Genomic DNA, 25,308 nt, shown 5'->3' with positions numbered 1-25,308 from the left:
AAAGCATCTTTGCGATGCTCAACAGAATTAGCGTCATCCGAGGTTTTTGAAATGAATGTTTTGATCATTGGCAGCGGTGGCCGTGAACACGCCCTGGCCTGGAAAGTGGCTCAGGATCCGCGTGTGCAGAAGGTATTCGTGGCTCCGGGCAACGCCGGTACCGCCATCGAAGCCAAGTGCGAGAACGTCGCCATCGACGTACTGGCGCTTGAGCAACTGGCAGACTTTGCCGAGAAAAACGTTTCCCTGACCATCGTTGGCCCTGAAGTGCCGCTGGTTGCGGGTGTTGTGGATCTGTTCCGCAGCCGCGGTCTGGATTGCTTCGGTCCGACCGCTGGCGCTGCACAGCTGGAAGGTTCGAAAGCCTTCACCAAGGACTTCCTGGCTCGCCACAAGATCCCGACTGCCGACTACCAGAACTTCACCGAAATCGAGCCGGCCCTCGCTTACCTGCGTGAAAAAGGCGCTCCGATCGTGATCAAGGCCGATGGCCTGGCCGCTGGTAAAGGCGTGATCGTCGCCATGACCCTGGCCGAAGCCGAAGACGCCGTGCGCGACATGCTGGCGGGCAATGCCTTTGGCGATGCGGGTTCGCGCGTAGTCATCGAAGAGTTCCTGGACGGCGAAGAAGCCAGCTTCATCGTCATGGTCGACGGCAAGAACGTTCTGCCGATGGCCACCAGCCAGGACCACAAACGCGTCGGCGACGGCGACACCGGGCCAAACACCGGCGGCATGGGTGCTTACTCCCCGGCGCCAGTGGTCACCGCCGAGGTGCACAAGCGCGTCATGGACCTGGTGATCTGGCCGACCGTGTGCGGCATGGCCGAGGAAGGCAACGTCTATACTGGCTTCCTGTACGCCGGCCTGATGATCGACAAGGCTGGCAACCCAAAAGTCATCGAATTCAACTGCCGCTTCGGCGACCCTGAGACCCAACCGGTGATGCTGCGCTTGCAGTCGAGCCTGGTGCTGTTGGTCGAAGCGGCTCTGGCGCAGGCGCTGGACAAGGTCGAAGCGCAATGGGATCCACGTCCGAGCGTCGGTATCGTGCTGGCCGCAGGCGGCTATCCTGGTGACTACGCCAAAGGCGTGGCCATCAATGGCCTGGATGCAGCAGCTGCACTGGAAGGCAAAGTCTTCCACGCCGGAACTGCGCTCAAGGACGGTCAAGTCGTAACGGCCGGTGGTCGGGTGCTTTGCGCCACGGCCATGGGCGCCAGCGTCGACGCTGCGCAGCAGCAGGCTTACAAACTGGCGGCATCGATTGACTGGGAAGGCTGTTTCTATCGCAAGGACATTGGCTACCGTGCCATTGCCCGCGAGCGTGGCGAAAATCAGGAATAAGGTAAACACCGCGCCAGGCAATGAACACGGTTTATTGCCTGGCTGTTCCGGCGTCGCGCATCGTTATATTCTGGCATCAACCTAACGAAGGGATTTCGCCGTGCGCTGGCTCAGGATTGCCATAAGCTTGACCGTCACTTTGCTGACCTTGCTCTGCATGCTACCGGCCCAGGCCACGCAAGGCAGTGGCTGGGCGGTATTGCTCGACGAACAGGGCGACCTGCAACTGAGCGACATCCGTTCCGCACGTTACACCAATCAATTCAGCCCCATCGAACTCGACCGCATTACTGCGGCCGAACCCGATGGCGCGCTATGGTTGCGATTCAGGCTCGCTCCGGGCAAACACGAACAGTTGCTGCGGGTGTTCGCGCCTGACCTGCGCCAGTTCAACATGTACGTACTGGACGACGACAAGCTGATCGATCAATCCAGCACGGGCAACGAACAGCCGCAATCCGAGCGACCATTGCCCAGCAGCGACTTCATGCTGGCTCTGCCGCAAAGCGACAACCCCCTCGACGTTTATCTGCGGCTGGCCTCCGATCACCAGTTACGGCCCTATATCACCCTGCAATCGGCGATCCTCGCGGCTGCCAACCAGATCCAGACGCTGATCTATGGCCTGCTGTTCGGTTGCATCGCCATGTTGATCCTGCACAATCTCATCCGCTACACCTATACCCGCTCGCACAGTGCCCTCTGGTTGGCGACGTGCGAAGGGCTGTTGATGCTCAGCCTGCTGTTGTTGCTGAACCTCGCCGGCCCCTGGCTACCGGACTGGCATGCACTGCAAACGCCAGGGGCTTACCTGGCATTGTTAATGACTGCGCCCTGCGGCCTGATGCTTGCCCATCGTTTCTTCTCCCCACTCGGGCCGCATCCGCTGAATCGGTTGCTGCTCGGCGAGGTCCTGCTCATCACCGCCTGCGGCCTGATGCTGCTGTTCGTCAATACCTTGCCGCTGAACTTCATTACCTATGGCCTGGTGGCCCTGGCCGGCCTGACCATGCTGTTCATCAGCGCCTATCACTGGCAAAAAGGTTATCGTCCGGCTCGCCTCTTCGTGGCGGCCATGGTGGTGTTCAACCTCGGGACACTGGTCATCCTGCCGGCGCTGTTGGGGCTGACCCTGATCGAACCCCATGGCCTGCTCACCACCTTGCTGGTGGTCATCTGCATCAGCGGCCTGCTGATGAGCATTGCATTGAGCGAGCGCCAGCGCCGCATCACCGAAGACCGCTTCAGCATCAGTCGTGACCTGGCGGCCAGCAACGCCGAGATCAACGCCAAGGCCGAGTTCCTGGCGAAGATCAGCCATGAAATCCGCACCCCGATGAACGGCGTCCTCGGCATGACCGAGCTGCTGCTGGGCACGCCGCTTTCGGTCAAGCAACGCGACTATGTGCAGACGATCCACAGCGCGGGCAACGAGCTGCTGACACTGATCAACGAAATTCTCGACATCTCCAGACTCGAGTCCGGGCAGATCGAGCTGGACGATGTGCAGTTCGACCTCAACGCGCTGATCGAAGACTGCCTGAACATCTTCCGCGCCAAGGCCGAGCAGCAAAACGTCGAGTTGATCAGCTTCATCCAGCCGCAAGTGCCGCGGGTGATCAGCGGTGACCCCACACGCCTGCGCCAGACGCTGTTGAGCCTGCTTGAAAACGCCCTGAAAAAAACTGATGAGGGCGAAATCCTGATCGTCGTGGCGCTCGACGAGCGCAACACCAAGCCACGCCTGCGTATCGCCGTGCAGGACAGCGGCGAGCCCATGAACGCCGAAGAACGCGACGCCCTGATGCACGCCGAACTGCACAGCCGGCATTTCCTTTCGGCCACCCACCTGGGCGGCAACCTGGGGCTGGTGATTGCCCGCCAGCTGATCCGCTTGATGCAGGGGGAATTCGGGATCAAGAGTGGCAGCAACCAGGGCAGCACCCTGTGGCTGACCCTGCCGCTGGACCCGGAGCGCCTCGAACACCCGACCTCCGACCTCGATGGCCCGCTGCAAGGTGCGCGGGTATTGGTGGTGGACGATAATGAAACCTGTCGCAAGGTGCTGGTGCAGCAATGCAGCGCCTGGGGCCTGAATGTCAGCGCCGCGCCTTCCGGCAAGGAGGCACTCGCACTGCTGCGCACCAAGGCTCATTTGCGCGATTACTTCGATGTGGTCCTGCTGGACCAGAACATGCCCGGCATGACCGGCATGCAACTGGCGGCCAAGATCAAGGAAGACCCGAGCCTGAACCATGACATCCTGCTGATCATGCTCACAGGCATCAGCAACGCACCGAGCAAGATCATCGCGCGCAACTCCGGGATCAAGCGCATCCTCGCCAAACCGGTGGCCGGCTACACCCTCAAGACCACACTGGCCGACGAACTGACCCAACGCAACAACGGTCTCGTCGCCACCCACCCAGTGCAAAGCGATCCGGCCCTGCCGGTCAAGGTCCCCTGCGACTTCCGCATTCTGGTGGCCGAAGACAACAGCATTTCGACCAAGGTGATCCGCGGCATGCTGAGCAAGCTCAACCTGCAACCGGATACCGCCTGCAACGGCGAAGAAGCCTTGCAGGCGATGAAGGCCCAACGTTACGACCTGGTGCTGATGGACTGCGAAATGCCCATCCTCGATGGCTTTTCGGCTACCCAGCAATTACGCGCCTGGGAAGTCGGCAACCAGCGGACTCGCACCCCTGTGGTGGCGTTGACCGCCCATATCCTTGCCGAACACAAAGAGCGTGCGCGCCAGGCCGGCATGGACGGACACATGGCCAAGCCGGTGGAACTGTCGCAGTTGCGCGAACTGATCGAGCACTGGGTCGCCCAGCGTGACCAGCAGAATCGCACCACAACCCAAACGTCCTGAGCCGACAGACTTCGCAACCCCTGATAGACTCCCTCCCGACTTCCCTCGCCAGTGAGCCCGGCACCATGCTCCATGTGTTGTTCAGCGTTTACCTGAAGATGCTGGTGCTCTACAGCCCATTCTTCGTGTTGTCCTGCTTCATCAGCCTGACCCGTGGTTATTCGCGCAAGGAACAGCGACGGCTGGCCTGGAAAGTAGCGGTCGCCACCCTGGTCTCCAGTGTTCTGTTGTACTTGTTCGGCCGAGTGATTTTCACTGTCTTCGGCATTACCGTGGATGCCTTTCGCATCGGCGCCGGCAGTGTCCTGTTCATCTCCGCACTAGGGATGGCGCAAGGCAAATCGGCGGTACAGACCGACAACGTGCAGCAGGATGTGACCATCGTCCCGCTGACCATTCCGCTGACGGTCGGCCCCGGCACCATCGGCGCCTTGCTGGTGATGGGCGTGAGCCAGCCGCACTGGGACGACAAGCTCACCGCCATTGTCAGCATTGCCCTGGCCAGTTTCACCGTGGGCGTGGTGCTGTTTTTGTCCGGCCGTATCGAGCGCATTCTTGGCGACCAGGGGTTACAGATCGTCAGCCGCTTGATGGGGTTGTTCGTGTGTGCACTGGCGGCGCAGATTATCTTCACTGGGGTGAAGGGTTATCTGGTGCCTTAAAGCACGTTTACCCCACTCCAAAAACAAGGCCTTGTGCGTCAATCACAGGGCCTTGTCTTTTATTGCGTGCAAAGCCTTTCAGTCAGGACTGGAGTTTGCGCACGAACACCTTGTTTGAATAAGCTTCGATTTTCTGGTGGACCCGTTTACGGTAGTTTTCAAACGCCCGTCGGTCGAACACAAACACCCCGCCATCGGGAATGATCGCCAGCTCTCGATCGAACTCGCTCAACAGGAAAAAGTCGCTTTCAATCACGGTCGCGCTGTAGCGCAAGCCAAGCAGGCAGACGACCACTTCACCCGAGGCGAGCCGCTCGCAAGGCGCGCACTTGAGGATGCCCGAGCCGCCATTGGCAACATTGCCGCGAAAGAAGTCCCAGGCAAACTCATCCAGCCGCAATGCCTTATAGGTGTCCTCGAACAACCGGCCCAACCGCTCCACACCCAAATTGCCCATCACGGTATAACTGGCGCTTAACAATTGACGGACGCTCGCTACCCGGATCGGGTCGGATGGAACAATAGTTTTCAGTGCGAACCCCGCTTTGAGCAACCGCCCTTGAAAATAATCGAACCAGGTTTTCTTCGAGACCTTTCCCGGATACTTTTCGTTAGCGGCCAACTCTGCGTACATCAAACAATCCTGTATATCCTGCTGATCTTGCGGACTATCACTTTGCGCAAAAGACAACAGACAGCCACCCACTACGACGGCATTGAGAGTTACAGACATATTCACCACTCATAGTCAGCACTTGAAACCGGCATTACCGACAAAAAGCCAGCCTCACTACCCTATTAATTGTTTGAAAAGGCCATCGGCATACTCGTCGTTATACGCATATATCGTATTTTTCACTCGTTCGAATGAACGTCGATTAAAATTACGCACACCGGCGCCCTGGAAAATCTGCACCCCCTGGGTTTTGTAAGTCACGAATAAGAAGTTTCCGTTGTAATCCTTGTCTACCAGATCCAGTCCGCCCATCAGCATGGCCATGCCTGCGCCTCGCGTTGCGATGCAAGGAACAGCCTTGAAGCTGACGACATCGTTTTTCTTGCTGCCAGCATCGACAATCTTCAGTGCATCCTTATCGCCCTTAAGCTTGCTGAAACCCGACGCCACCAGGCTCAGGACGCTGCCTGCTCCACCGGAAATAACGGTCTCAAGCACTTGCAAAATCGCTTCATTCATCGTGATGGTGAGCTGTTTGCTGACGTATTTCTTGTAGGTGAAGCTTTCCGTCACCCAGCCCACCGCCAACAATGCCTCGTTGTACTCCCGGTAGCGTTCTTCGTTGCTGGTTCCCTTGGGCAGGCGCCGAACTACCGCTTCGGCAAACTGCTGGCAGTCCAGCGCATCCTGCCTGTCGTCCTCCGAAAGCACCTGGTCAAAGACCACCAGCGAGGGCCCTACTACCGAAGTCCCCACACCTTGCGCCGACGAGTCACTCGATGCCGTCCCCAGGGTCGAGGTGGAACGCTTGGTCCGCCCCCCAGGCGCGACGTTTTGCAGTTCTGCCGCAATGCCTTCGAAGTACTTATCCTGCGCCGCATCATCAAATGCCATTTGAGTAACTGGCGGAATATTTATATCGCTCATTTAAATCTCCATTTTAATTAACATGCCACTCCATGCGACAGCTTTAAAACTAAAACAAAACACTGAGCCATTCAAAACAAAAACACTTAAAACTTATTTCAAATAGCAAATATCAAAAAGCCCACGACAACTTTCATTGACCGCGGGCTAATCGTTAGTTTGTATTTTTTGAAACAGCGGCTTGGAAAACCAGGCCGCTTCAACTCAGGATACTGGTTTACTGCCATACCAGCGTGGCGTGTAAACCCAGTCCCCGCCTCCAGCGCGTGGAAAAACGCAGGTCAGGGATGAACCGATCAACACCATGGTGCGCATGTCGACCTGATCCGGGGTCAACTGGCCAAGGGTAGTGGTCCGCAGCGTCTGCCCCGGACGCCCGATATCCCGCCCCAGCACCACGGGAGTCTCTGGTACGCGGTGCCGGGCAACGATGTCCAGCGCCTGGCCCAATTGCCATGGCCGCGAACGCGAGATCGGATTGTAGAAGGCCAGGGCCAGGTCGGCTTGCGCGGCCAGGTCCAGGCGTTTCTCGATGATTGCCCAGGGCTTGAGGTTATCCGACAGCGACAGCACGCAGAAGTCATGCCCCAACGGCGCACCCGCCTGGGCGGCTGTCGCCAGCGAGGCGGAAACCCCCGGCAAAATCTCGAGATCGACGTTGTGCCAATGGACGTCGGTGGATTCGTGCAGCGCTTCCAACACCGCCGCAGCCATGGCGAAAACCCCCGGATCACCTGAAGAAACCACCACCACCGAACGCCCTTGGGCCGCCAGCTCGAAAGCGTGACGGGCGCGCTGCATCTCTTCGCGGTTGTCGGTGCAATGCAGCACCTGGTCGGCACGAAACGGCCCGGCCATGCGCACATAGGTTTCGTAGCCCAATACATCGTTGGCGCGTGCCAGTTCAGCCTTCACTGCCGGCACCATCAGTTCAGCAGCGCCCGGCCCGAGGCCGATCACCGCCAGCCGTCCACGCGGGCGGCCGATCTGCAACGGGTCCAGCGGCAGCTCTGCCACCGCAATGGCAATGGTGTCGCTACCAAGCATGGAAACGGGCTGGCCGATGGCAGTACGCAGACGTTCGCCAAGCGCCTTCCCGGCGTGGGCAAAGCGTAGCGGCACGCCCAATTCAAGCGCCGCCTCGCGCAACCCCAAACTGGCCATTTCGGTGTCGGCGGCCAACAGGCAGGCCAGCGACTGCACGGCGATTTTCGCCTGATGCAAAGCTTCGCACACTGCCTCCGCGACGTTCACCAGGCCAGCATCCACAGCGACCACTACATTACGCGGGTAGATCAACAATTCGTTGGCCGCGGGTGCCCGCTCGGCATGACTGACATGCACGGCCAATCGGGCCTGTGCATCCTCAGGCAATTGCGCCTGTGCCAGCCACGGTGCTTCGCCTTCGATACGCACGGTTTCGCCGGCGAGCAAATCGGAAACGAACCGCTTGCCCAGTTCCAGATCGCCAAGGGCATAACCGCTGGGCGGGTTGAGCAGGCACGTGCCGAAACGCAACTCGCCGCTGGTGGTGATCGCCGCAGCGACTTCAAGCGCGGCAGCAATCTCCCGCGCCATCACATTCACACCGCCAAGACCACCCAGCAGGGGAACCACGGCGCTGCCGTCTTCGGCCACCGCCAATACCGGTGGCTCGGCGCCCTTCTCCAGCAATAAGGGCGCCAGTGTGCGGATCACGATCCCCGCCGCGCACAGGGCAATGATCGGTGTGCCCTGCTGATAGAGCTCGCGCAGGGTCGCGCCGAATTCGTGATAGATCCGATCCGCGCCTTCGACCCGCTCGGCCAGGCCGTGGATCAGGGCTTCGGGGTACACCTGCTGAATGCTGCGCGCGGTAGCGAGGCTGCCATTGCCGAGAATGACAATCGCCGGAACTGGACGAGTCATCAGCCTTGCCACCTTTCGCCGGGAACGATGATCAACGAGAAGTACGGAGAAGACATCGGCTCGACCTGATCCAGCGGCACGATCTTCTGATTGGCCATGGTCGCGCGCTCGACGTACAACGCGCGTTCGGCCAGGCCGAGCTCTTCCAGCACCTGGCGAACCTTGGGAAAGTTGCGCCCCAGCTTCATGATCACCGCCGCATCGGCATCGGCCAGGCGACGCTTGAGTTCGTCGTGCGGCAGCACACCGGACAACACCGACAGACTCTGATTGCGATACACCAGCGGCGCACCGAGCACCGAGGCCCCGCCGAGCATCGAGCACACGCCCGGCACGACTTCGGCCTGATAACGCTCGGCGAGCCGGTCGTGCAAGTACATATAGGAGCCGTAGAAGAACGGATCGCCTTCGCAGATCACCGCCACGTCGCGACCGGCATCGAGATGCGTCGCCAGTTCGTCGGCGGCGTCATCGTAGAAGTCGCTGATCACTTGCTCGTAGGACAACGGTGCCGGCAACGCTTCGGTGGTCACCGGGTACACCAGCGGTAACAGCTTCTGTGCTTCCTGCAGATGCGCCTCGATGATGCCGAAGGCGTTGCCCTTCTTGCCCTTGGCCACGAAATACGCCACCACCGGCGACTCGCGCAGCAAGCGCAGGGCCTTGACGGTAATCAGTTCCGGATCACCAGGGCCGACGCCGAGGCCGATCAAACGTCCAGGTTGCTGCATCATTCGATCTCCGTGGCGAGGGCATTGACGGCGGCGGCGGCCATGGCGCTTCCGCCCATGCGACCTTGCATGATGACGAAAGGCACGCCACGGCTGTCGGCCGCCAGCGCGGCCTTGGATTCGGCGGCACCGACGAAGCCCACTGGAAAACCGAGGATCAGCGCCGGTTTCGGTGCACCGGCGTCGAGCATTTCCAGCAGGTAAAACAGTGCCGTCGGGGCGTTGCCGATGACCACCACGCTGCCTTCCAGGTGCGGGCGCCACAGTTCCAGCGCAGCGGCAGAGCGGGTGTTACCCAATTCACGAGCCAGTTCCGGAACGCTCTCGTCGCGCAAGGTGCAAATCACCGGATTGTTCGCCGGCAACCGCGCGCGGGTCACGCCTTCGGAGACCATCCGCGCATCGCACAAAATCGGCGCACCGGCCGCCAGCGCATCACGCCCGGCCTTGCCGGCCCCTGCGGAAAACTGCAAGCCGTCGATGGCCTCGACCATGCCGCAGGCGTGGATCACACGAACCGCGAGTTTCTCCAGATCGTCCGGGATTCGGTCGAGGTTGGCCTCGGCGCGAATGATCGCGAAGGAATTGCGATAGATCTCCTGACCGTCGCGGATGTAATCAAGCATCAAGGGGGCTCCGTGAGCGGGCGTCGAGCAGGGCCGCGACCGCTTCAATAGTAAGGTTGCGTGCGTGCAGCGCGCCGAAACCCGGCTGTGCTGCATCGCGAAAATAGAGATCGTAGTGACCGTGGGCGACGGCCAGTAATGTGACGGGCGCCGTATGTGCAGCGGCGCAGGAGCGCGGGCAACCGCTCAGGTGCATGTTCAGGGCCGGTCCATGGCGGTGCAGCAACGCGGCCAGTTGCAGGGCATCGCCCTTGGTCTCGGCCAATCCCTTGGCGCAACCGCTGGAACCGGTGCAGGCGATCAACCGGGATAATGGCTGACCGGCCTCACAGGACAAGCCCAGACGTTGCAAACGCCCCATGACTTCGGCGGCGTTTTCCATGCGGACATTGGGCAGCAGCAGGCTTTGCCAGGGTGTGAAGCGCAGACTGGCATCACCGAACTCCCGTGCCAGTTGTGCCACCCCCCGCAGCATCGACGGATCTAGCCGCCCCAGAGGCGGGACGGCCCCCACATAGACAACACCGGACTCGGCCTGGGGATGGGCACCCAGGTGCAAATCACTTGAGCCCGAAACCCGCTGCCAACCGACAACGGCTTGCAGCGGCACTCGCTCGGCCAGTCGAAGCACAATGCCCTCGATCGGGCACTCGGCCAGCAAATGGCGCATCCGTGTCTGCTCGGGGCGCGCCAGTTCAAGGAACAACTCAAGGACCGCGACCACCAGCGCGTGCCCGTCAGCCAGTGCAACCGATCCGGCGGGTCTGTCCGTCGGGCATCCCGCCAGACCGAACGCCAGCCGTTGCTCGCCGTCTTGTTCAAACGCCGAGAGCCACAGGTCATGGGGATGTTCGAGCATCGTCAGGTCTTCGCCGCCATCGAGTTGCACGGCGAACTTGGCACCGAGGTCGTGGAACGCTTCCTGGTTTTGCAGTGTGGCGAGGATTTGCCCGGCCAGCGGGCGAGTGTCGAACAACATGCGCCGATCGATCCCGGCACCGGGGCTGAGCATCAGGTTGCGCACATCGTCGCCAGCCGCCGTGCGCGGCCCCAGATCGGCGGCCAGCAGGCTATCGATCAACGCCGCTTGCTCGTTGCCAATGCCGCGAATCTGCAGGTTGGCCCGGTTGGTCGCCTCGATCGCCCCGCTGGCGTAACGCTCGGCCGCAGACGCTACGGCCTCGGCCTGGTCGCTGCTGATCGAACCACCGTCCAACTTGATCCGGCAGATGCCGCCATCCAGCGCCGGGACAATACGCAGCAACCCCGGACAGGCCGAGGGGCGTAAGGCAGTGGACAGTGGACGTTCGTTCAAGGTGGACCCGTTCAGGTGGCGAGGCAGTTCACGGCGAAAGTGCGCGGTATTATGCCTGCTTTACTTCGCTGCATGAAAAGACTCCGGTCGGGAAGACAAGGCAGTCAGCTCAAGGAACCCGCGCTATCATGCCGCCCAACAACGTTGAACGCGTGATTGAGGAATGGCATGACACCCTGGCTGACGGTAGTAGGCATCGGCGAAGACGGTTTCAAGGGCCTGGGCAAAAACGCCCGGCATGCGCTGTTGCGCGCCGCGAAAATCTTCGGCGGCCAGCGGCATCTGGATTTGCTCCCGCCGTGCATACGCGGCGAGCGCCAGCCGTGGCCGAGCCCCTTCTGCCTTGAGTCGCTGCTGTCGCACCGTGGCGAACCCGTTTGCGTGTTGGCCAGTGGCGATCCGATGTTCTTCGGCGTCGGCGCCAGCCTCGCCCGGCAACTCCCCGCAGCCGAGATGCTGACGCTTCCCGCGCCGTCCTCCTGCTCACTGGCCGCGGCGCGAATGGGTTGGCCCATGCAGGAAGTGGTCATGCTGTCGGTGGTTGCCCGCCCCGTCGCCGCACTCAGCGCGCAATTGTCCAGTGGCGTGCGCTTGCTGGTGTTGTGCAACGACGGCAGCAGCCCCGCCGCCATCGCCGCACTGCTGCGTGAGCGTGGTTTCGGTCCGAGCCGGATAACCGTGCTCGAACATTTGGGCGGTGAAGCCGAGCGACGTGTCGACGGTATCGCCAATGACTGGACCGATCCTGTGATCGCCGACCTGAACCTGATCGCCATCGAGTGCATCGCCGAGCCGAACACGCTGCGCCTGTCGCGACTGGCCGGGTTGCCGGACTCGGCGTTCAAGCATGACGGCCAGATAACCAAGCGCGACGTTCGAGCGGTCACCCTTGCTCGACTGGCCCCGGCGCCCGGCGAACTGTTGTGGGACGTCGGCGCCGGCAGTGGCTCGATCGGCATCGAATGGATGCGCGCCCACCCCGCTTGCCGCGCACTGGCCATCGAGTCAGATGCGGGCCGACAAGCGTTGATCGAACATAACCGCGATGCCCTCGGCGTTCCCGGCCTGCAACTGGTTCGCGGCAGCGCGCCACAGGCATTGGCCGGACTGGAGCGACCGGATGCGATATTCATTGGCGGCGGTGTCACCCGCGACGGCGTGCTCGATACCTGTTGGGCCGAACTCAAACCCGGTGGCCGGCTGATTGCCAACGCAGTCACCCTGCAAAGTGAAATGACCCTGATGGCCTGGCGCGAGCAACACGGCGGGGAGTTGACCCGCATTCATATCGCCCAGGCACAACCGCTGGGCGACTTCGACACCTGGCGCCAGGCCTTGCCGATTACCTTGCTGGACGTGACGAAGCCCTTCGATGCGTGACGAAACCGCCGAACAACCCGCCCCCCTGCGCAGTGGCCTGACCACCGGCAGTTGCGCCACGGCCACCAGCCTCGCCGCCGCGCGTCTGCTGCTGGATGGCACAGCGACCGATGCGGTGGAAATCGTGTTGCCCAAGGGCAAACAAGTGCAGATGCGCCTGGAGTTCTGCCGCCTCACCGAGGACGGCGCCGAAGCGGGAACCCTCAAGGACGCCGGTGACGATCCGGACGTGACCCACGGTGCCCTGCTCTATTCCCAGGTGCGCCTGAGCAGCGAACCGGGGACTCGCTTCAAGGCCGGTCGCGGCGTCGGCACCGTGACCCGGCCCGGGCTGGTGCTGGGTGTCGGCGAGCCCGCGATCAACCCGGTGCCGCGCAAAATGATTAGCGAACACCTGGCCCGACTGGCCGACGAACTCGGCTACAGCGGCGGTTTCGAGGTCACGGTCAATGTCGAGAACGGCGAAGCACTGGCACTGAAAACCATGAACCCGCGCCTGGGCATTCTTGGTGGCCTGTCGATTCTCGGCACCAGTGGCATCGTCCGGCCGTTTTCCTGTGCGGCCTACATCGCCTCGATCCACCAGGGCATCGACGTGGCGAAAACCAACGGTTACCTGCACATCGCCGCCTGCACCGGCAACGCCAGCGAAGACACCATGCGCCGGGTCTACAACCTGCCGGAAATCGCCCTGATCGAAATGGGCGACTTCGTTGGCGCCGTGCTCAAGCACCTGCGCAAAGTACCGGTGGATAAACTCAGCCTGTGCGGTGGTTTCGGCAAGATCAGCAAACTGGCGGCCGGGCACATGGATTTGCACAGTCGCCATTCGAGCATTGACCTGCCGCAATTGGCGCTATGGGCGGCGCAGGTCGGTGCCGATGCCGCGTTGCAGCAGAGCATCCGGGAGGCCAACACCAGCCAGCAGGCACTGACCATGGCCGCCGCAGCCGGGGTCGCCCTGGGTGATGCAGTCTGTCAGCACGCCCTGGATTTTGCCCGTAGCGTGGTGCCGGCGCAGGTTCAGGTGGAAGTCTTTGCCATCGATCGCCAGGGCGGGATCGTTGGCCATGCGGGAGCCTTTCAATGAAGCGCATCCTGTTGCTCGGCGGCGTGACCGAAGCCATGACCATTGCCCGCACGCTGGGACCGCAGCATATCTACAGCCTGGCCGGTGTCGGTCGGGTGCCAACCGATCTGCAATGCCAGGTTCGTGTCGGCGGCTACGGCGGTGCCGAGGGTCTGGCGCAGTTCATTGGCGATGAAGACATCGATCTACTGCTCGATGCCACTCACCCCTACGCTGCCCAAATCAGCCAGAACGCCGCGACCGCCGCGCGCTTGAGCGGCATTCGCTGCTGGGCGCTACGCCGTCCCGCCTGGCAAGCCCAGGCGGGTGATGACTGGCGGGAAGTCAGCGATTGGGCCGAACTGATCGAAGCCCTGAAGCCCTTCCGACGACCGCTGTTCACCCTCGGTCGCGAGCCTCTGCAACACCTGGACGAAATTCCTGCGGAGCAATTCTGGACCCTGCGCGCACTGGATGTGTACCCGGGCAACGAGCGCTGCGAAGTGATCGGCGCACGGGGCCCCTTCCTGATCGACGATGAACGTGAGTTGTTCGAACGGCGAAACATCGATGTGCTGATCAGCAAGAACAGCGGCAGCACGGCGACCGAGCCAAAGCTGGAAGTGGCGCGTGAGCGTGGGGTACCGGTGATTATCTTGAAACGGCCGGTGTTGCCGGGGGTTGATCGGGAGTTCCTGACGCCTGAGGAAACACTTGGTGCGTTGTCAGTCTTCGCTCATTAGGTCAGGATCATTGGCTTGCATGATAAGTAACCTATTTGTTACCATCAGGGCCGCCTGTGATCACACTCGAAGAATACGTACAGGACAACGAAACCAGCCCCTTTGATAGCCGAGTGTCTATAAAAAAGACTGAACGACACCGGAGATAACGTCATGGCGCTCACCCGAAGCTACAAACACACCATTGCCGAGCGTGCCCAACGTGATCCCGAGTTCGCCCAGGCACTGTTGGATGAGGCTGCTACTCTGTTTCTTAACGGCGAACCCGAAATGGCGCGGATCATCCTGCGCGACCTCATCAACGCCACCGTTGGTTTTGAAGAACTGGCAAAGGAAACGGCAAAGCCCAGCAAAAGCCTCCATCGAATGTTGTCCGCCAAAGGCAACCCGAGCATGGACAACCTGGCTGCAATATTCGCCGTAATTCGCGCTACGCTTGGAGTAGAAATACAAGTACATGCGGTACGTGCGCACTGAGCTGACGTCTTTTTGCTGCGACACCAAACCGCACGCCGCCTTTTTACTTATCGGCCCTGATCAGGCTAAATAGCCCGCGCCTGATCGCCCACCCAAACGGATCTTGTCCCATGTCCCGACAACGGCTCGCAATTGCCTGGATAGCCTGCTTCGCAGTGCTGTTCAACATGCTCGCCATGCCGATGTCCGGAGCGATGGCGCAAACGGCGAAGTCACCTGCCGAACAGTTGTTGTGGGGCAGTTTCTGCAGCGCCAGTGGCACCAGGATGGTGGCGATTTCCATCGGGGACCTTGAACAGAAAGCCCCGCAAAACGACGATCATTCCAACATGCAGCATTGCTGGTGCTGCTCGGGTTCTGCGCCATTGGTGGCGTTGCCGGGGCATTCGCCACAGCTGTATTTCGCGCACTTCGAATCCAACCGAAGCCTGCCCGCCACTTCGCTCGACAGCCCGTCACCGCGCCAGCAATGGCCGAGCCTCAACCCCCGCGCGTCCCCTCTGGTGTGATTTTTTCTCGCAATTGACTGCGTTTTAAATCGTTCCGGAGAACTGCCATGTTGAACAAACTCATCGTTCTGGCTGCGTTGCTGCTGCCTGCCTGCTTTGCCAATGCCCACGAATACAAGGTCGGCGCACTGGAAATCGCTCATCCGTGGTCCCAGGAGTTGCCGCCCAATGCGCCCACCGTTGCGGCGTATTTCGTGATCAACAATGAAGGCAAGACCGCCGACCGCCTGCTCAGCGTCGACAGCCCCATTGCGGGCGAAGCGCAGTTGCATGAGCACGTGATGCAAGGCGACATGATGAAAATGCAGCACGTACCGAGCGTGGAAGTGCCCGCCGGAAGCGAGGTCACTTTTGCGCCGATGGCCTATCACGTGATGTTGCTGGGCCTCAAGGACCGCAGCCTGCTGGTTGACGGCAAGCGTTTCCCCATGACGCTGCACTTCGAGAAGTCCGGTGACGTGACGGTCGAAGTCGCGGTGCAGAAGCAGGCGCCGGACACCATGCAAGCGCACGTGCACAAGCCGTAATCGCCTGAACTGAAAACGCCCATGCGCCCGCTTAGCGCCAGGTCATCCAGGTCACGCAATCAGGCATTGAGCCTGACACGCGGCAGCTGGATCAGCCTGTTCGCCATGCTGATGATCTTTATCGGTCCACTGATTTCTCAGTCGATGCCGATGGATTCGCGCGCCATGTCGATGAGCATGCCTGCGGGTATGAGCATGGACATGTCGGCGATGGAACATGCCGACCATGCCACGCAAGCCGCCGCCGAGCACTGCCCGCCTGCCCTCGGGCACCATGTGCTGTGGGAAAAGTGCGGCTATTGCAGCCTGCTGTTCAATTGCCCGGCGCTGACCGGTGGCGTGTCTTTCGCCAACTTCGTCATCGCGCCCGTCAACACCTTCACCACACCCTCTCCACGCCTGGGCCATGCCCGGCAAACCTTCTTCCCCGGCGCCCGCACCCGCGCCCCGCCCGTCGTCGCGTAAACACTCACTTCTGATTTCACACGGTCCGCAAGACAGCCAACGCAACCTGTGGGAGCGGGCTTGCTCGCGAAGAGGGAGTGTCAGTCAACGTTGATGTTGTCTGGCACACCGCTTTCGCGAGCAAGCCCGCTCCCACAGGGACAGCTTCAGGCTGCCGGCCGTGTCGTTTACGACTGTTCGATGGAAATTGTCATGTCCCGGTTTTCCGCTGTCCCGTGCTTGAGCCCTGCCCAAGCCTCTTATGCCCTGAACGAATCCGCCGTTCGTTTCAGGCACGCCACCGCGATCCTGTGCGGTGCCTTGCTGGCGCCCTCTGCGCTGGCCGATGAACATTCCGGTCACACTGAAGAACTGAGCCCGACGGTGATTACCGCCGTTGCGCCCAGCTCGCCCTTGACCATCGTCACCAACCCCAAGGATCCGCGCCAACCGGTACCGGCCAGCGACGGCGCCGATTACCTGAAAACCATCCCCGGCTTTGCCATGGTGCGCAATGGCGGCACCAATGGTGACCCGGTACTGCGCGGCATGTTCGGTTCGCGGCTGAACATCCTCACCAACGGCGGCATGATGCTCGGTGCCTGCCCGGGCCGCATGGACGCCCCGACCTCCTACATCTCGCCGGAAACCTACGACAAACTCACCGTAATCAAGGGCCCGCAAACCGTGCTGTGGGGACCGGGTTCCTCGGCTGGCACTATCCTGTTCGACCGCGAGCCGGAGCACTTCGGCGAACTCGGCACACGGGTCAACGCCAGCGTGCTGGCCGGCTCCTACGGTCGCTTCGACAAACTGGTGGACGCCGCAGCCGGCGGTCAGTCAGGTTACGTGCGGGTCATTGGCAACACCGCGCACTCCGACGACTACCAGGACGGCAACAACGACACCGTGGCGTCGCGCTACGACAAATGGAACGGCGACGTGGCCGTCGGCTGGACGCCGAATACCGACACCTTGCTGGAGCTGACCGCCGGCCGTGGCGACGGTGAAGCCCGCTACGCCGGGCGCGGCATGGACGGTTCGCAGTTCCTGCGCGAGAGCCTCGGCCTGCGCTTCGAGCAGGCCAACATCGGCGAGGTGCTGGATAAGGTCGAGGCGCAGGTCTACTACAACTACGCCGACCACGTGATGGACAACTACACCCTGCGCACGCCATCCGGCACCGGAATGATGGCCGGGCCCATGGCCTCCAACGTCGACCGCCGCACCCTCGGCGCCCGGGTCAAGGCCACCTGGCGCTGGGCCGATGTACAGCTGATCAGCGGCATTGACGCGCAGACCAACGAGCATCGCCAGCGCGGCGCCATGGGCGTCGACACCTACAAGGACCTGCCCTACACCAAGGATGCCGACTTCCATAACTACGGTGTGTTCGGCGAACTGACCTGGTACGCCGCCGACCGTGACCGCCTGATCAGCGGCGCACGCCTGGACCGCGCCTCGGCCAAGGATTTTCGGCAGACCGTCGGCTCGGGCATGATGACCCGCCCGAATCCGACCGCCGACGACACCCGCGCCGATACCCTGCCGAGCGGTTTCATCCGCTACGAGCATGACCTGGCCGACAGCCCGACCACCTTGTATGCCGGCCTCGGTCACACCCAGCGGTTCCCGGATTACTGGGAGCTGTTTTCACCCAAATCCGGCCCCGCCGGTTCGGTGAATGCCTTCGATTCGATCAAACCGGAAAAAACCACCCAGCTCGATTTCGGCCTGCAATACAAGACCGAAGACCTCGAAGCCTGGGCCTCGGCTTACGTCGGGCAGGTGCGCGATTACATCCTGTTCAATTACACCCCGACAATGATGGGTACGACCTCGCAAGCCGAAAACATCGACGCGCGAATCATGGGCGGCGAACTGGGCGCCGCTTACAACTTCACCAACAACTGGAAAGCCGACGCGACCCTGGCCTACGCCTGGGGCAAGAACAGCAGCGATGGCAGTGCATTGCCGCAAATGCCGCCGCTGGATGCCCGTTTCGGCCTGACCTACAGCGAAGACAACTGGAGCGCCGGCGCACTGTGGAGAGTGGTCGCCGCGCAAAACCGCATCGACCAGAACAAGGGCAACGTGGTCGGCAAGGATTTCGGCAAGACGCCGGGTTTCGGCGTGTTCTCCCTCAACGGTGCCTATCGGATCAACAGCAACTGGAAGGTCAGCAGCGGCGTCGACAACCTGTTCGGCAAGGCTTACGCCGAGCACTTGAACCTGGCCGGCAACGCCGGTTTCGGCTACCCCGCCAATGACCCGCAAGCCATCAAGGAGCCGGGGCGAACGCTCTGGACCAAGGTGGACATGAGCTTCTAAAAGCTTCGCGAGCAAGCTCGCTCCTACAGGGGAGCGAGCCTGCTCGCGATCGGTTGCGCAGCAACCGCAAAACAAACAACTAAAAGATCCAGCCAAGCGGAGCACACGTGATGAAACAGCCCAAAGTGAATTTCTACAACCTGGCGTGGCGCTGGCATTTCTATGCCGGATTGTTCGTTGCGCCATTCATGGTGATGCTGGCCCTGACCGGCACCCTCTACCTGTTCAAACCGCAGCTCGACTCGCTGATGTACAGCAGCCTGCTCAACGTCCCGGCCGGTCATCACACCGTACCGGCCGACGACCTGCTGACACGGGTGAAAACAGCTTATCCACAAGGCCAGGTCACCCAATACCTGCCACCGGTCAACGCCGAGCGCAGCGCGCAGTTTGTCGTGCTCAACGATGACAAGGAGCTGAACGTTTTCGTCGATCCGTACCACGGCGACATCCTCGGCGAGCAAGACGCCAAGAAGAACCTGCAAGCCATCGCCCGGTCGATTCACGGCGAGTTGATGATCGGCACCATTGGCGATCGGCTGATCGAACTGGCCGCTGGTTGGGGCGTGGTGCTGGTGGTGTCCGGCATCTTCCTGTGGTGGCCGCGCGGTCAGGCGGCAGGCATTTTGTGGCCACGCCTGAACAGTCGTGGTCGCGTATTGTGGCGCGACCTGCACGCGGTCACCGGGTTCTGGGGCGCTTCCCTGCTGCTGGTGATGCTGCTCAGCGGCATGACCTGGACCGGCTTCTGGGGCAAGCAATACGCCGAAGTATGGAACGTGTTCCCGGCCGCCATGTGGGATGACGTGCCAAAGTCCGATATCGAGGCGCGCAGCCTCAACACCGCCACCCGCCAGACCGTGCCGTGGGCCATGGAAAACACGCCGATGCCGATGTCCGGCGACCATGCCGAGCACATGGCCCACGACGGTGCAGCGGCCGGCCCGGCCTCGCCGACCATCCGCCTGCAGGACGTACAAAACATCGCCAGAGAGCGCAAGGTCGAACCGGGTTACAGCATCACCCTGCCGACCACTGCAACCGGCGTGTTCACCATCGCCCTGTTCGCCGACGACCCGCGCAATGACGCCACGCTGCACATCGATCAATACACCGGTAAGGTCCTGGCCGATGTACGTTTCGAGCAGTACGGCACCGTCGCCCGCGCCACGGAAATCGGCGTGATGCTGCACGAAGGCAAGATGTTCGGCACGTTCAACCAAATCGTCGTGTTGCTGATCTGCCTGATGATTTTACTCAGCGCGGTCAGCGGCGTGGTGATCTGGTGGAAGCGCCGTCCGCAAGGAAAACTCGGCGTGCCGCCGCTGCGCCACGACCTGCCGAAATGGAAAACCGCGATGGTGATCATGTTCGCCCTGGCGGTGGCCTTTCCGTTGGTGGGCGCTTCGCTGGTGGTAGTGTGGGTGCTGGATCGTGTGCTGCTGTCGCGCTTCACCCGGCAGACTGAGAGCGCCTCATCTTCATCATGAAACAGGCGAGATGCGCGGGGCTCAATGGGCTGTAAACTCCCCCGCGCGTCACCCTCTCGCATTCAGGGTGTCCTTTCGGGCCCCTTCGCGGGCAAGCGCGCTCCCACCGGGTTCGCGCAAATCCTGTGGGAGCGGGCTTGCCCGCGAAGGGGCCATCAGCATCACCTCAAGAGCCACTGCATGACCTCGCTGAACCTCACAAACCTCACCTGGTCCCCACTGGGCCACGGCCATTACCACCACCAATTCCATCTGCGCGATGCCTCTCTGCACGTGGCCGCTGGTGAATTCGTCGGTCTGATCGGCCCCAACGGCAGCGGCAAGACCAGCCTGTTGCGGTGTGCCTGGCGCTTCAATAAACCGGAAAGCGGCGAGGTCAGGCTCGATCACCAGAACGTCTGGAAACAATCCTCGCGCTGGTGCGCGCAACGCATCGCCGTGGTGTTGCAGGAGTTCCCTGATGCCTTTGGCCTGACGGTCGAGGAAGTGGTCGCCATGGGCCGCACCCCGCATAAAGGCTTGTTCGATGGCGACACCTTTGAAGACCGCGACCTGATCAATCAGGCCCTGGAATCCGTCGGCCTCAAGGGCTTCGAAGACCACGGGTTCGTCACTCTCTCCGGTGGTGAAAAACAGCGAGTCATCCTCGCCCGCGCCCTGGCCCAGCAACCACAATTGCTGATCCTCGACGAGCCGACCAACCACCTCGACCCGCGTTACCAGCTTGAGCTTTTGCAGTTGGTCACGCGCTTGAACATCGGCACCCTGGCAAGCATCCACGACCTCAATCTGGCGGCGGCTTTTTGTGATCGGCTGTACGTGATCAATCATGGTCGTATCGTCGCCAGCGGCACGCCAAAAGAAGTCCTGACGGCTGCGCTGCTGCGCAATGTGTTCGGCGTCGAAGCACTGATCGATGAACACCCACTGCACGGCTACCCACGAATCACCTGGATAACCCAACCATGACTTTGCGTTCCCTGCTGCGCTGCTGCCTCCCTCTCGTGATGCTGCTGGGCAGCGCCCAGGCATTGGCCGAAGCCACCCGTTACCCGCTGACAATCAAAAGCTGCAACCGCGAAGTGACCTTCAAGCAGGCACCGCAACACGCCCTCAGCCACGACATCAACATGACCCAGATGATGCTCGCCCTCGGCCTCAAGCCGCAGATGGCCGGTTACAGCGGCATCAGTGGCTGGAAGGCCGTGACGCCCGAGATGCAGGGCATTCTCGAAGGCCTGCCGGAGCTGGCGGCCAAGTACCCGTCGGTGGAAACCCTGCTCAATGCCAACGTCGATTTCTTCTTCGCCGGCTGGGACTACGGCATGCGTATCGGCGGCGATCTCACACCACAAACCCTGCAACCGCTGGGCATCAATGTGTACGAGCTGAGCGAATCCTGCGCCTTCGTGATGAAACGCCCGCCGGCCAGCCTCGAAGACACCTACAACGACCTGCGCAACCTCGGCAGAATCTTCGACGTGCAGGACCGCGCCAACGCCCTGATCGCAGACATGCAGGCGCAAGTGGCGGACATCGGCAAAGACCTGCCCGTGGAAAAACCGCGGGTCTTCCTGTACGACAGCGGCGAAGACCGGGCCATGACCTCAGGAAGCCTGGGCATGCCGCAAGCTCTGATCGACGCCGCTGGCGGGCGCAATGTCCTGGAGGATGTCGACGCGAGCTGGACCCGGGTCAATTGGGAAACCGTGGTCGAGCGCAACCCGCAGGTGATCGTGATTGTCGACTACAGCGAAGTCACTGCCGAACAGAAGATTCAATTCCTGCTGGGCAACAAGGCCCTGCAATCGGTGGACGCGATCAAGCACCGGCGCTTCATCGTCATCCCTTACGTGCAGGCCACGCCGGGGATCGATAACGTGCTGGCGGTCGCCACCCTGGCCAAGGGTCTCCACGGCGAATGATCAACCGTCGCTACGCCCTGTTGCTGATCGCCCTCGGTACCCTGTTGCTGGTGTCGTGCGTGGTATCCCTGGGTTTCGGCCCGGCACGGGTGCCGCTGGATGTGGTGTGGCGCATCCTGTTGCACAAACTGTTCGGTTTCGGTGTGCCGGACTGGAACCCTGGACAAGAGCATATCGTCTGGCTGATCCGCGTCCCGCGCATGCTACTTGGCGCGTTGGTGGGCGCCGGCCTGGCGTTGATCGGCGCGGTGCTGCAAGCGGTCACGCGCAACCCGTTGGCTGACCCGCACCTGCTCGGCGTCACGTCCGGCGCGACCTTGGGCGCAGTCATCGTGGTGTTGCATGTCGGTGCAATCGCTGGCCTGCTGACCTTGCCGATCGCGGCATTCATCGGTGCATTGCTGAGCATGCTGGTGGTGCTGATGATCGCCAGCCGTCATGGTCGCCTGGACAGTGACCGCTTGCTGCTGTGCGGCGTGGCGGTGTCGTTCGTGATGATGGCGATTGCCAATTTGCTGCTGTTCATGGGCGACCATCGAGCCAGTTCGGCGGTGATGTTCTGGATGCTTGGCGGGCTCGGGTTGGCACGCTGGGAGCTGCTGGCGGTGCCGACCGCCAGCGTGCTGCTCGGGCTGATTTTGCTGCTGGGCATGGCGCGACCGCTGAATGCGCTGATGGCCGGTGAGCAGACAGCGGTGACCCTGGGCCTGAATGCACGCAGCGTGCGCCTGCGGGTGTTTCTGATTGCGTCATTGATGACCGGGGTGCTGGTGTCGATCAGCGGCTCGATCGGTTTTGTCGGGCTGATGGTGCCGCACATTGCGCGGCGCCTGGTCGGCGCTGAACACCGAAGATTGCTGCCGGTGTGCGGGTTGCTCGGCAGCCTGTTTCTCGTCTGGGTCGACGTCGCCGCCCGGACACTGATCGCCCCCGAAGACTTGCCCATCGGCGTTGCCACCGCGGCGATTGGCGGGTTGTTTTTCATCGGGTTGATGCGACGTCGTTAACGCCACATTTAATTAAAGAAGTTTCAGAACTGTATTTACGCTTGGAAAAACCTCGTATTGAGTTAACGCTTAACAAGTTAACCATCATGTTCATACTCCGCACTCGCGAGTTCAACTACAAAACGCTCGCGCACTTCAACGACGATTATTCCTACACCTTAATCGCCAAAACTCTTACAAGAGCGGAAAGAGGTAAACATGTTCAAGAAGTTCATCGCATCCATTGCACTTGTTTCAGCGCCCGCATGGGCAGTGCAGCCACCCTTTACTGGCGTTGACTACAGCGGCCGGTATCAATGCACCGGAATGGACAGCCATATCGGTGCGTTTGAAGGTGTTGTCGACATGAAACTCAATGCCGAACAGAGTACCGGCGAACACGGCGCCTACGGTTTTACACTGACGTTGCTCGACAACTCCCGGTATGACGGATTTGCTGCCGCCAACTTGAGTTCCCTGGCGATTTACTTTGCCCATACGGATCCGTCGCTCAAGGATTACGGCGTCGGGATTGCGGAAATTGCTAAAACCCCTGACGGGAAAACTTCATTTACCAAGTACTACTACGGCCCGGAGTACGAAGGGGGCGGACATGGTTTTGAAACCTGCATTAAAAGCTGAGTTGATGCGCCGCTGACCTTGTGGGAGCGGGCTTGCTCGCGAATGCGGTGTTTCAGTTGCCATTCATGTTGTCTGACACACCCTCTTCGCGAGCAAGCCCGCTCTCACAATTGATCGATGCTACCCGCCCCAATCTGGCGCAGCTCTTCGCACCAACGCGCCAGACGCGATCCTTCATGGTGCGCCATCAAACCGTTCAACCGCTCTAAAACGACATTTCCCTGCCTTTTGCCGACCGGGCACAGCCCTTGCAAAACACACCTTCAGTAGTCCGCATCTGCCAACCAAGAAAACTCATAAGTTCATGGAGATCGCACAATGAAGCGTCGCAGTTTGATCAAGGCTTTCACACTCTCGGCAAGCATCGCCGCGATGGGCATGACCTGGACTGTCCAGGCCGCCGAGACCATCAAGGTCGGTATTCTGCATTCGTTGTCCGGAACCATGGCGATCTCCGAAACGTCGTTGAAAGACATGGCGCTGATGACCATCGACGAGATCAACGCCAAGGGCGGCGTAAACGGCAAGATGCTCGAGCCGGTGGTGGTCGACCCTGCCTCGAACTGGCCGCTGTTCGCCGAGAAGGGTCGTCAGTTGCTGACCCAGGACAAGGTCGCCGTGGTGTTTGGTTGCTGGACTTCCGTGTCGCGCAAATCGGTACTGCCGGTGTTCGAAGAACTCAACGGCCTGCTGTTCTACCCGGTGCAATACGAAGGCGAAGAGATGTCGCCAAACGTGTTCTACACCGGCGCGGCGCCGAACCAGCAGGCGATCCCTGCCGTTGAATACCTGATGAGCGAAGAGGGCGGCAGCGCCAAGCGCTACTTCCTGCTCGGCACCGACTACGTCTACCCGCGCACCACCAACAAGATCCTGCGTTCGTTCCTGCACTCCAAAGGCGTGGCCGACAAGGACATCGAAGAGGTCTATACCCCGTTCGGTCACAGCGACTACCAGACCATCGTCGCCAACATCAAGAAGTTCTCGGCCGGTGGCAAGACGGCGGTTATCTCCACCGTCAACGGCGACTCCAACGTGCCCTTCTATAAAGAACTGGCGAACCAGGGCCTGAAAGCCACCGACGTTCCGGTCGTGGCGTTCTCGGTCGGCGAAGAAGAACTGCGCGGCATCGACACCAAGCCACTGGTGGGCAACCTGGCGGCGTGGAACTACTTCGAATCGGTCGAGAACCCGGTGAACAAGAAGTTCGTCGATGACTGGAAAGCCTACGCGAAGAAACACAACCTGCCGGGTGCAGACAAAGCCGTCACCAACGATCCGATGGAAGCCACTTATGTCGGCATCCACATGTGGGCGCAAGCGGCGGAAAAAGCCAAGTCCACCGACGTCGACAAAGTCCGCGAAGCCCTGGCCGGCCAGACCTTTGCCGCGCCGTCCGGCTACACCCTGACCATGGACAAGACCAATCACCACCTGCACAAGCCGGTAATGATCGGCGAGATCCAGGCCGACGGTCAGTTCAACGTGGTGTGGCAGACCGAAGGACCGATCCGCGCCCAGCCGTGGAGCCCGTTCATCCCGGGCAACGACAAGAAGCCGGAGTATGCGGTGAAGAGTAACTAAGCCATTGGGCCTGACGATTGTTCCGGCCCAACACAACTCCCTGTGGGAGCGGGCTTGCTCGCGAAGACGGCGGCACATCCAACATCTATGTGACTGACACACCGTCTTCGCGAGCAAGCCCGCTCCCACAT

23 protein-coding genes are annotated in these 25,308 nt (G+C 61.1%); 17 read left to right on the top strand and 6 right to left on the bottom strand.

All coding sequences use genetic code 11. The annotated features are described in order from the left end of the window. Positions 1 to 51: 51 nt before the first annotated feature. The 3 genes from purD (at position 52) to KGB28_RS21170 (ending at position 4,887) form a co-directional block, all read left to right on the top strand. Complete coding sequence (gene purD, locus KGB28_RS21180; RefSeq protein WP_223447723.1) at positions 52 to 1,347, top strand: phosphoribosylamine--glycine ligase; 1,296 nt, start codon at positions 52 to 54, stop codon at positions 1,345 to 1,347. 100 nt (positions 1,348 to 1,447) lie between these two features. After that, positions 1,448 to 4,225, top strand: coding sequence for a hybrid sensor histidine kinase/response regulator (locus KGB28_RS21175; protein WP_223447721.1), 2,778 nt, complete (start codon positions 1,448 to 1,450; stop codon positions 4,223 to 4,225). A gap of 65 nt (positions 4,226 to 4,290) precedes the next feature. After that, entirely contained in the window at positions 4,291 to 4,887 is a 597-nt protein-coding gene (locus KGB28_RS21170) for a MarC family protein (RefSeq protein ID WP_150755873.1), read from the top strand. An 82-nt stretch (positions 4,888 to 4,969) separates the two neighbouring features. On the opposite strand, the gene KGB28_RS21165 is transcribed toward KGB28_RS21170, so the two are convergent. From KGB28_RS21165 to cobG, 6 genes are all read right to left on the bottom strand, one after another. Beyond that, a complete protein-coding gene (locus KGB28_RS21165) occupies positions 4,970 to 5,620 on the bottom strand; it encodes a hypothetical protein (protein ID WP_223447719.1) in 651 nt (216 codons plus the stop codon). A gap of 57 nt (positions 5,621 to 5,677) precedes the next feature. Then, positions 5,678 to 6,490 (bottom strand): hypothetical protein, encoded by an 813-nt coding sequence (locus KGB28_RS21160; protein WP_223447717.1) that lies wholly within the window; start codon positions 6,488 to 6,490, stop codon positions 5,678 to 5,680. A 204-nt stretch (positions 6,491 to 6,694) separates the two neighbouring features. Further along, complete coding sequence (gene cobJ, locus KGB28_RS21155; protein WP_223447715.1) at positions 6,695 to 8,398, bottom strand: precorrin-3B C(17)-methyltransferase; 1,704 nt, start codon at positions 8,396 to 8,398, stop codon at positions 6,695 to 6,697. Further along, positions 8,398 to 9,129 (bottom strand): precorrin-2 C(20)-methyltransferase, encoded by a 732-nt coding sequence (locus KGB28_RS21150; protein ID WP_223447756.1) that lies wholly within the window; start codon positions 9,127 to 9,129, stop codon positions 8,398 to 8,400. Before KGB28_RS21150 ends, cobJ begins: the two co-directional genes overlap by 1 nt. Then, positions 9,129 to 9,755, bottom strand: a complete 627-nt coding sequence (locus KGB28_RS21145; protein ID WP_223447713.1) for a precorrin-8X methylmutase — start codon at positions 9,753 to 9,755, stop codon at positions 9,129 to 9,131. Before KGB28_RS21145 ends, KGB28_RS21150 begins: the two co-directional genes overlap by 1 nt. Then, positions 9,748 to 11,070, bottom strand: coding sequence for a precorrin-3B synthase (cobG, locus tag KGB28_RS21140; RefSeq protein WP_223447711.1), 1,323 nt, complete (start codon positions 11,068 to 11,070; stop codon positions 9,748 to 9,750). The genes KGB28_RS21145 and cobG overlap by 8 nt, the downstream gene beginning before the upstream one ends. A gap of 168 nt (positions 11,071 to 11,238) precedes the next feature. On the opposite strand from cobG, the gene cbiE reads away from it, so the two are divergent. The 14 genes from cbiE to urtA all read left to right on the top strand — a co-directional run bounded on the left by cbiE (position 11,239) and on the right by urtA (position 25,177). Further along, positions 11,239 to 12,450 carry a precorrin-6y C5,15-methyltransferase (decarboxylating) subunit CbiE gene (cbiE, locus tag KGB28_RS21135; RefSeq protein ID WP_223447710.1) on the top strand — a complete coding sequence of 404 codons (1,212 nt, stop codon included), beginning with the start codon at positions 11,239 to 11,241 and terminating at the stop codon, positions 12,448 to 12,450. Continuing rightward, the gene (locus KGB28_RS21130) at positions 12,443 to 13,540 is read left to right on the top strand and encodes a cobalt-precorrin-5B (C(1))-methyltransferase (RefSeq protein ID WP_223447708.1); all 1,098 of its coding nucleotides are present in this window, start codon (positions 12,443 to 12,445) and stop codon (positions 13,538 to 13,540) included. Before cbiE ends, KGB28_RS21130 begins: the two co-directional genes overlap by 8 nt. Beyond that, complete coding sequence (locus tag KGB28_RS21125) at positions 13,537 to 14,262, top strand: cobalt-precorrin-6A reductase (protein WP_223447706.1); 726 nt, start codon at positions 13,537 to 13,539, stop codon at positions 14,260 to 14,262. The genes KGB28_RS21130 and KGB28_RS21125 overlap by 4 nt, the downstream gene beginning before the upstream one ends. Positions 14,263 to 14,415: 153 nt before the next feature. After that, the gene (locus tag KGB28_RS21120) at positions 14,416 to 14,739 is read left to right on the top strand and encodes a DNA-binding protein (RefSeq protein WP_008016808.1); all 324 of its coding nucleotides are present in this window, start codon (positions 14,416 to 14,418) and stop codon (positions 14,737 to 14,739) included. A gap of 110 nt (positions 14,740 to 14,849) precedes the next feature. Next, positions 14,850 to 15,248 carry a DUF2946 domain-containing protein gene (locus KGB28_RS21115; RefSeq protein WP_223447704.1) on the top strand — a complete coding sequence of 133 codons (399 nt, stop codon included), beginning with the start codon at positions 14,850 to 14,852 and terminating at the stop codon, positions 15,246 to 15,248. A gap of 47 nt (positions 15,249 to 15,295) precedes the next feature. Then, positions 15,296 to 15,775 (top strand): copper chaperone PCu(A)C, encoded by a 480-nt coding sequence (locus tag KGB28_RS21110; RefSeq protein ID WP_223447702.1) that lies wholly within the window; start codon positions 15,296 to 15,298, stop codon positions 15,773 to 15,775. Positions 15,776 to 15,796: 21 nt separating this feature from the next. Continuing rightward, the gene (locus KGB28_RS21105; protein WP_223447700.1) at positions 15,797 to 16,240 is read left to right on the top strand and encodes a DUF2946 domain-containing protein; all 444 of its coding nucleotides are present in this window, start codon (positions 15,797 to 15,799) and stop codon (positions 16,238 to 16,240) included. 192 nt (positions 16,241 to 16,432) lie between these two features. Then, complete coding sequence (locus KGB28_RS21095; RefSeq protein ID WP_223447698.1) at positions 16,433 to 18,550, top strand: TonB-dependent copper receptor; 2,118 nt, start codon at positions 16,433 to 16,435, stop codon at positions 18,548 to 18,550. A 110-nt stretch (positions 18,551 to 18,660) separates the two neighbouring features. Next, positions 18,661 to 20,040, top strand: a complete 1,380-nt coding sequence (locus KGB28_RS21090) for a PepSY-associated TM helix domain-containing protein (RefSeq protein ID WP_223447696.1) — start codon at positions 18,661 to 18,663, stop codon at positions 20,038 to 20,040. A gap of 180 nt (positions 20,041 to 20,220) precedes the next feature. Continuing rightward, positions 20,221 to 21,009: an ABC transporter ATP-binding protein gene (locus KGB28_RS21085; RefSeq protein WP_223447694.1), complete on the top strand. Its 789-nt coding sequence runs from the start codon at positions 20,221 to 20,223 to the stop codon at positions 21,007 to 21,009. Continuing rightward, a complete protein-coding gene (locus tag KGB28_RS21080) occupies positions 21,006 to 21,965 on the top strand; it encodes an ABC transporter substrate-binding protein (RefSeq protein ID WP_223447692.1) in 960 nt (319 codons plus the stop codon). Before KGB28_RS21085 ends, KGB28_RS21080 begins: the two co-directional genes overlap by 4 nt. Then, positions 21,962 to 22,972: a FecCD family ABC transporter permease gene (locus KGB28_RS21075; protein ID WP_223447690.1), complete on the top strand. Its 1,011-nt coding sequence runs from the start codon at positions 21,962 to 21,964 to the stop codon at positions 22,970 to 22,972. Before KGB28_RS21080 ends, KGB28_RS21075 begins: the two co-directional genes overlap by 4 nt. A 198-nt stretch (positions 22,973 to 23,170) precedes the next feature. Continuing rightward, complete coding sequence (locus KGB28_RS21070) at positions 23,171 to 23,593, top strand: hypothetical protein (protein ID WP_223447688.1); 423 nt, start codon at positions 23,171 to 23,173, stop codon at positions 23,591 to 23,593. Positions 23,594 to 23,911: 318 nt separating this feature from the next. After that, positions 23,912 to 25,177, top strand: coding sequence for an urea ABC transporter substrate-binding protein (urtA, locus tag KGB28_RS21065; RefSeq protein ID WP_090328640.1), 1,266 nt, complete (start codon positions 23,912 to 23,914; stop codon positions 25,175 to 25,177). Positions 25,178 to 25,308 lie beyond the last annotated feature (131 nt).

Source organism: Pseudomonas sp. BF-R-19 (assembly GCF_019956445.1).
GTDB lineage: Bacteria > Pseudomonadota > Gammaproteobacteria > Pseudomonadales > Pseudomonadaceae > Aquipseudomonas > Aquipseudomonas fluorescens_BH.
Note: the sequence above shows the minus strand (reverse complement) of the source record. Positions and strands in the feature narration are given on the sequence as shown.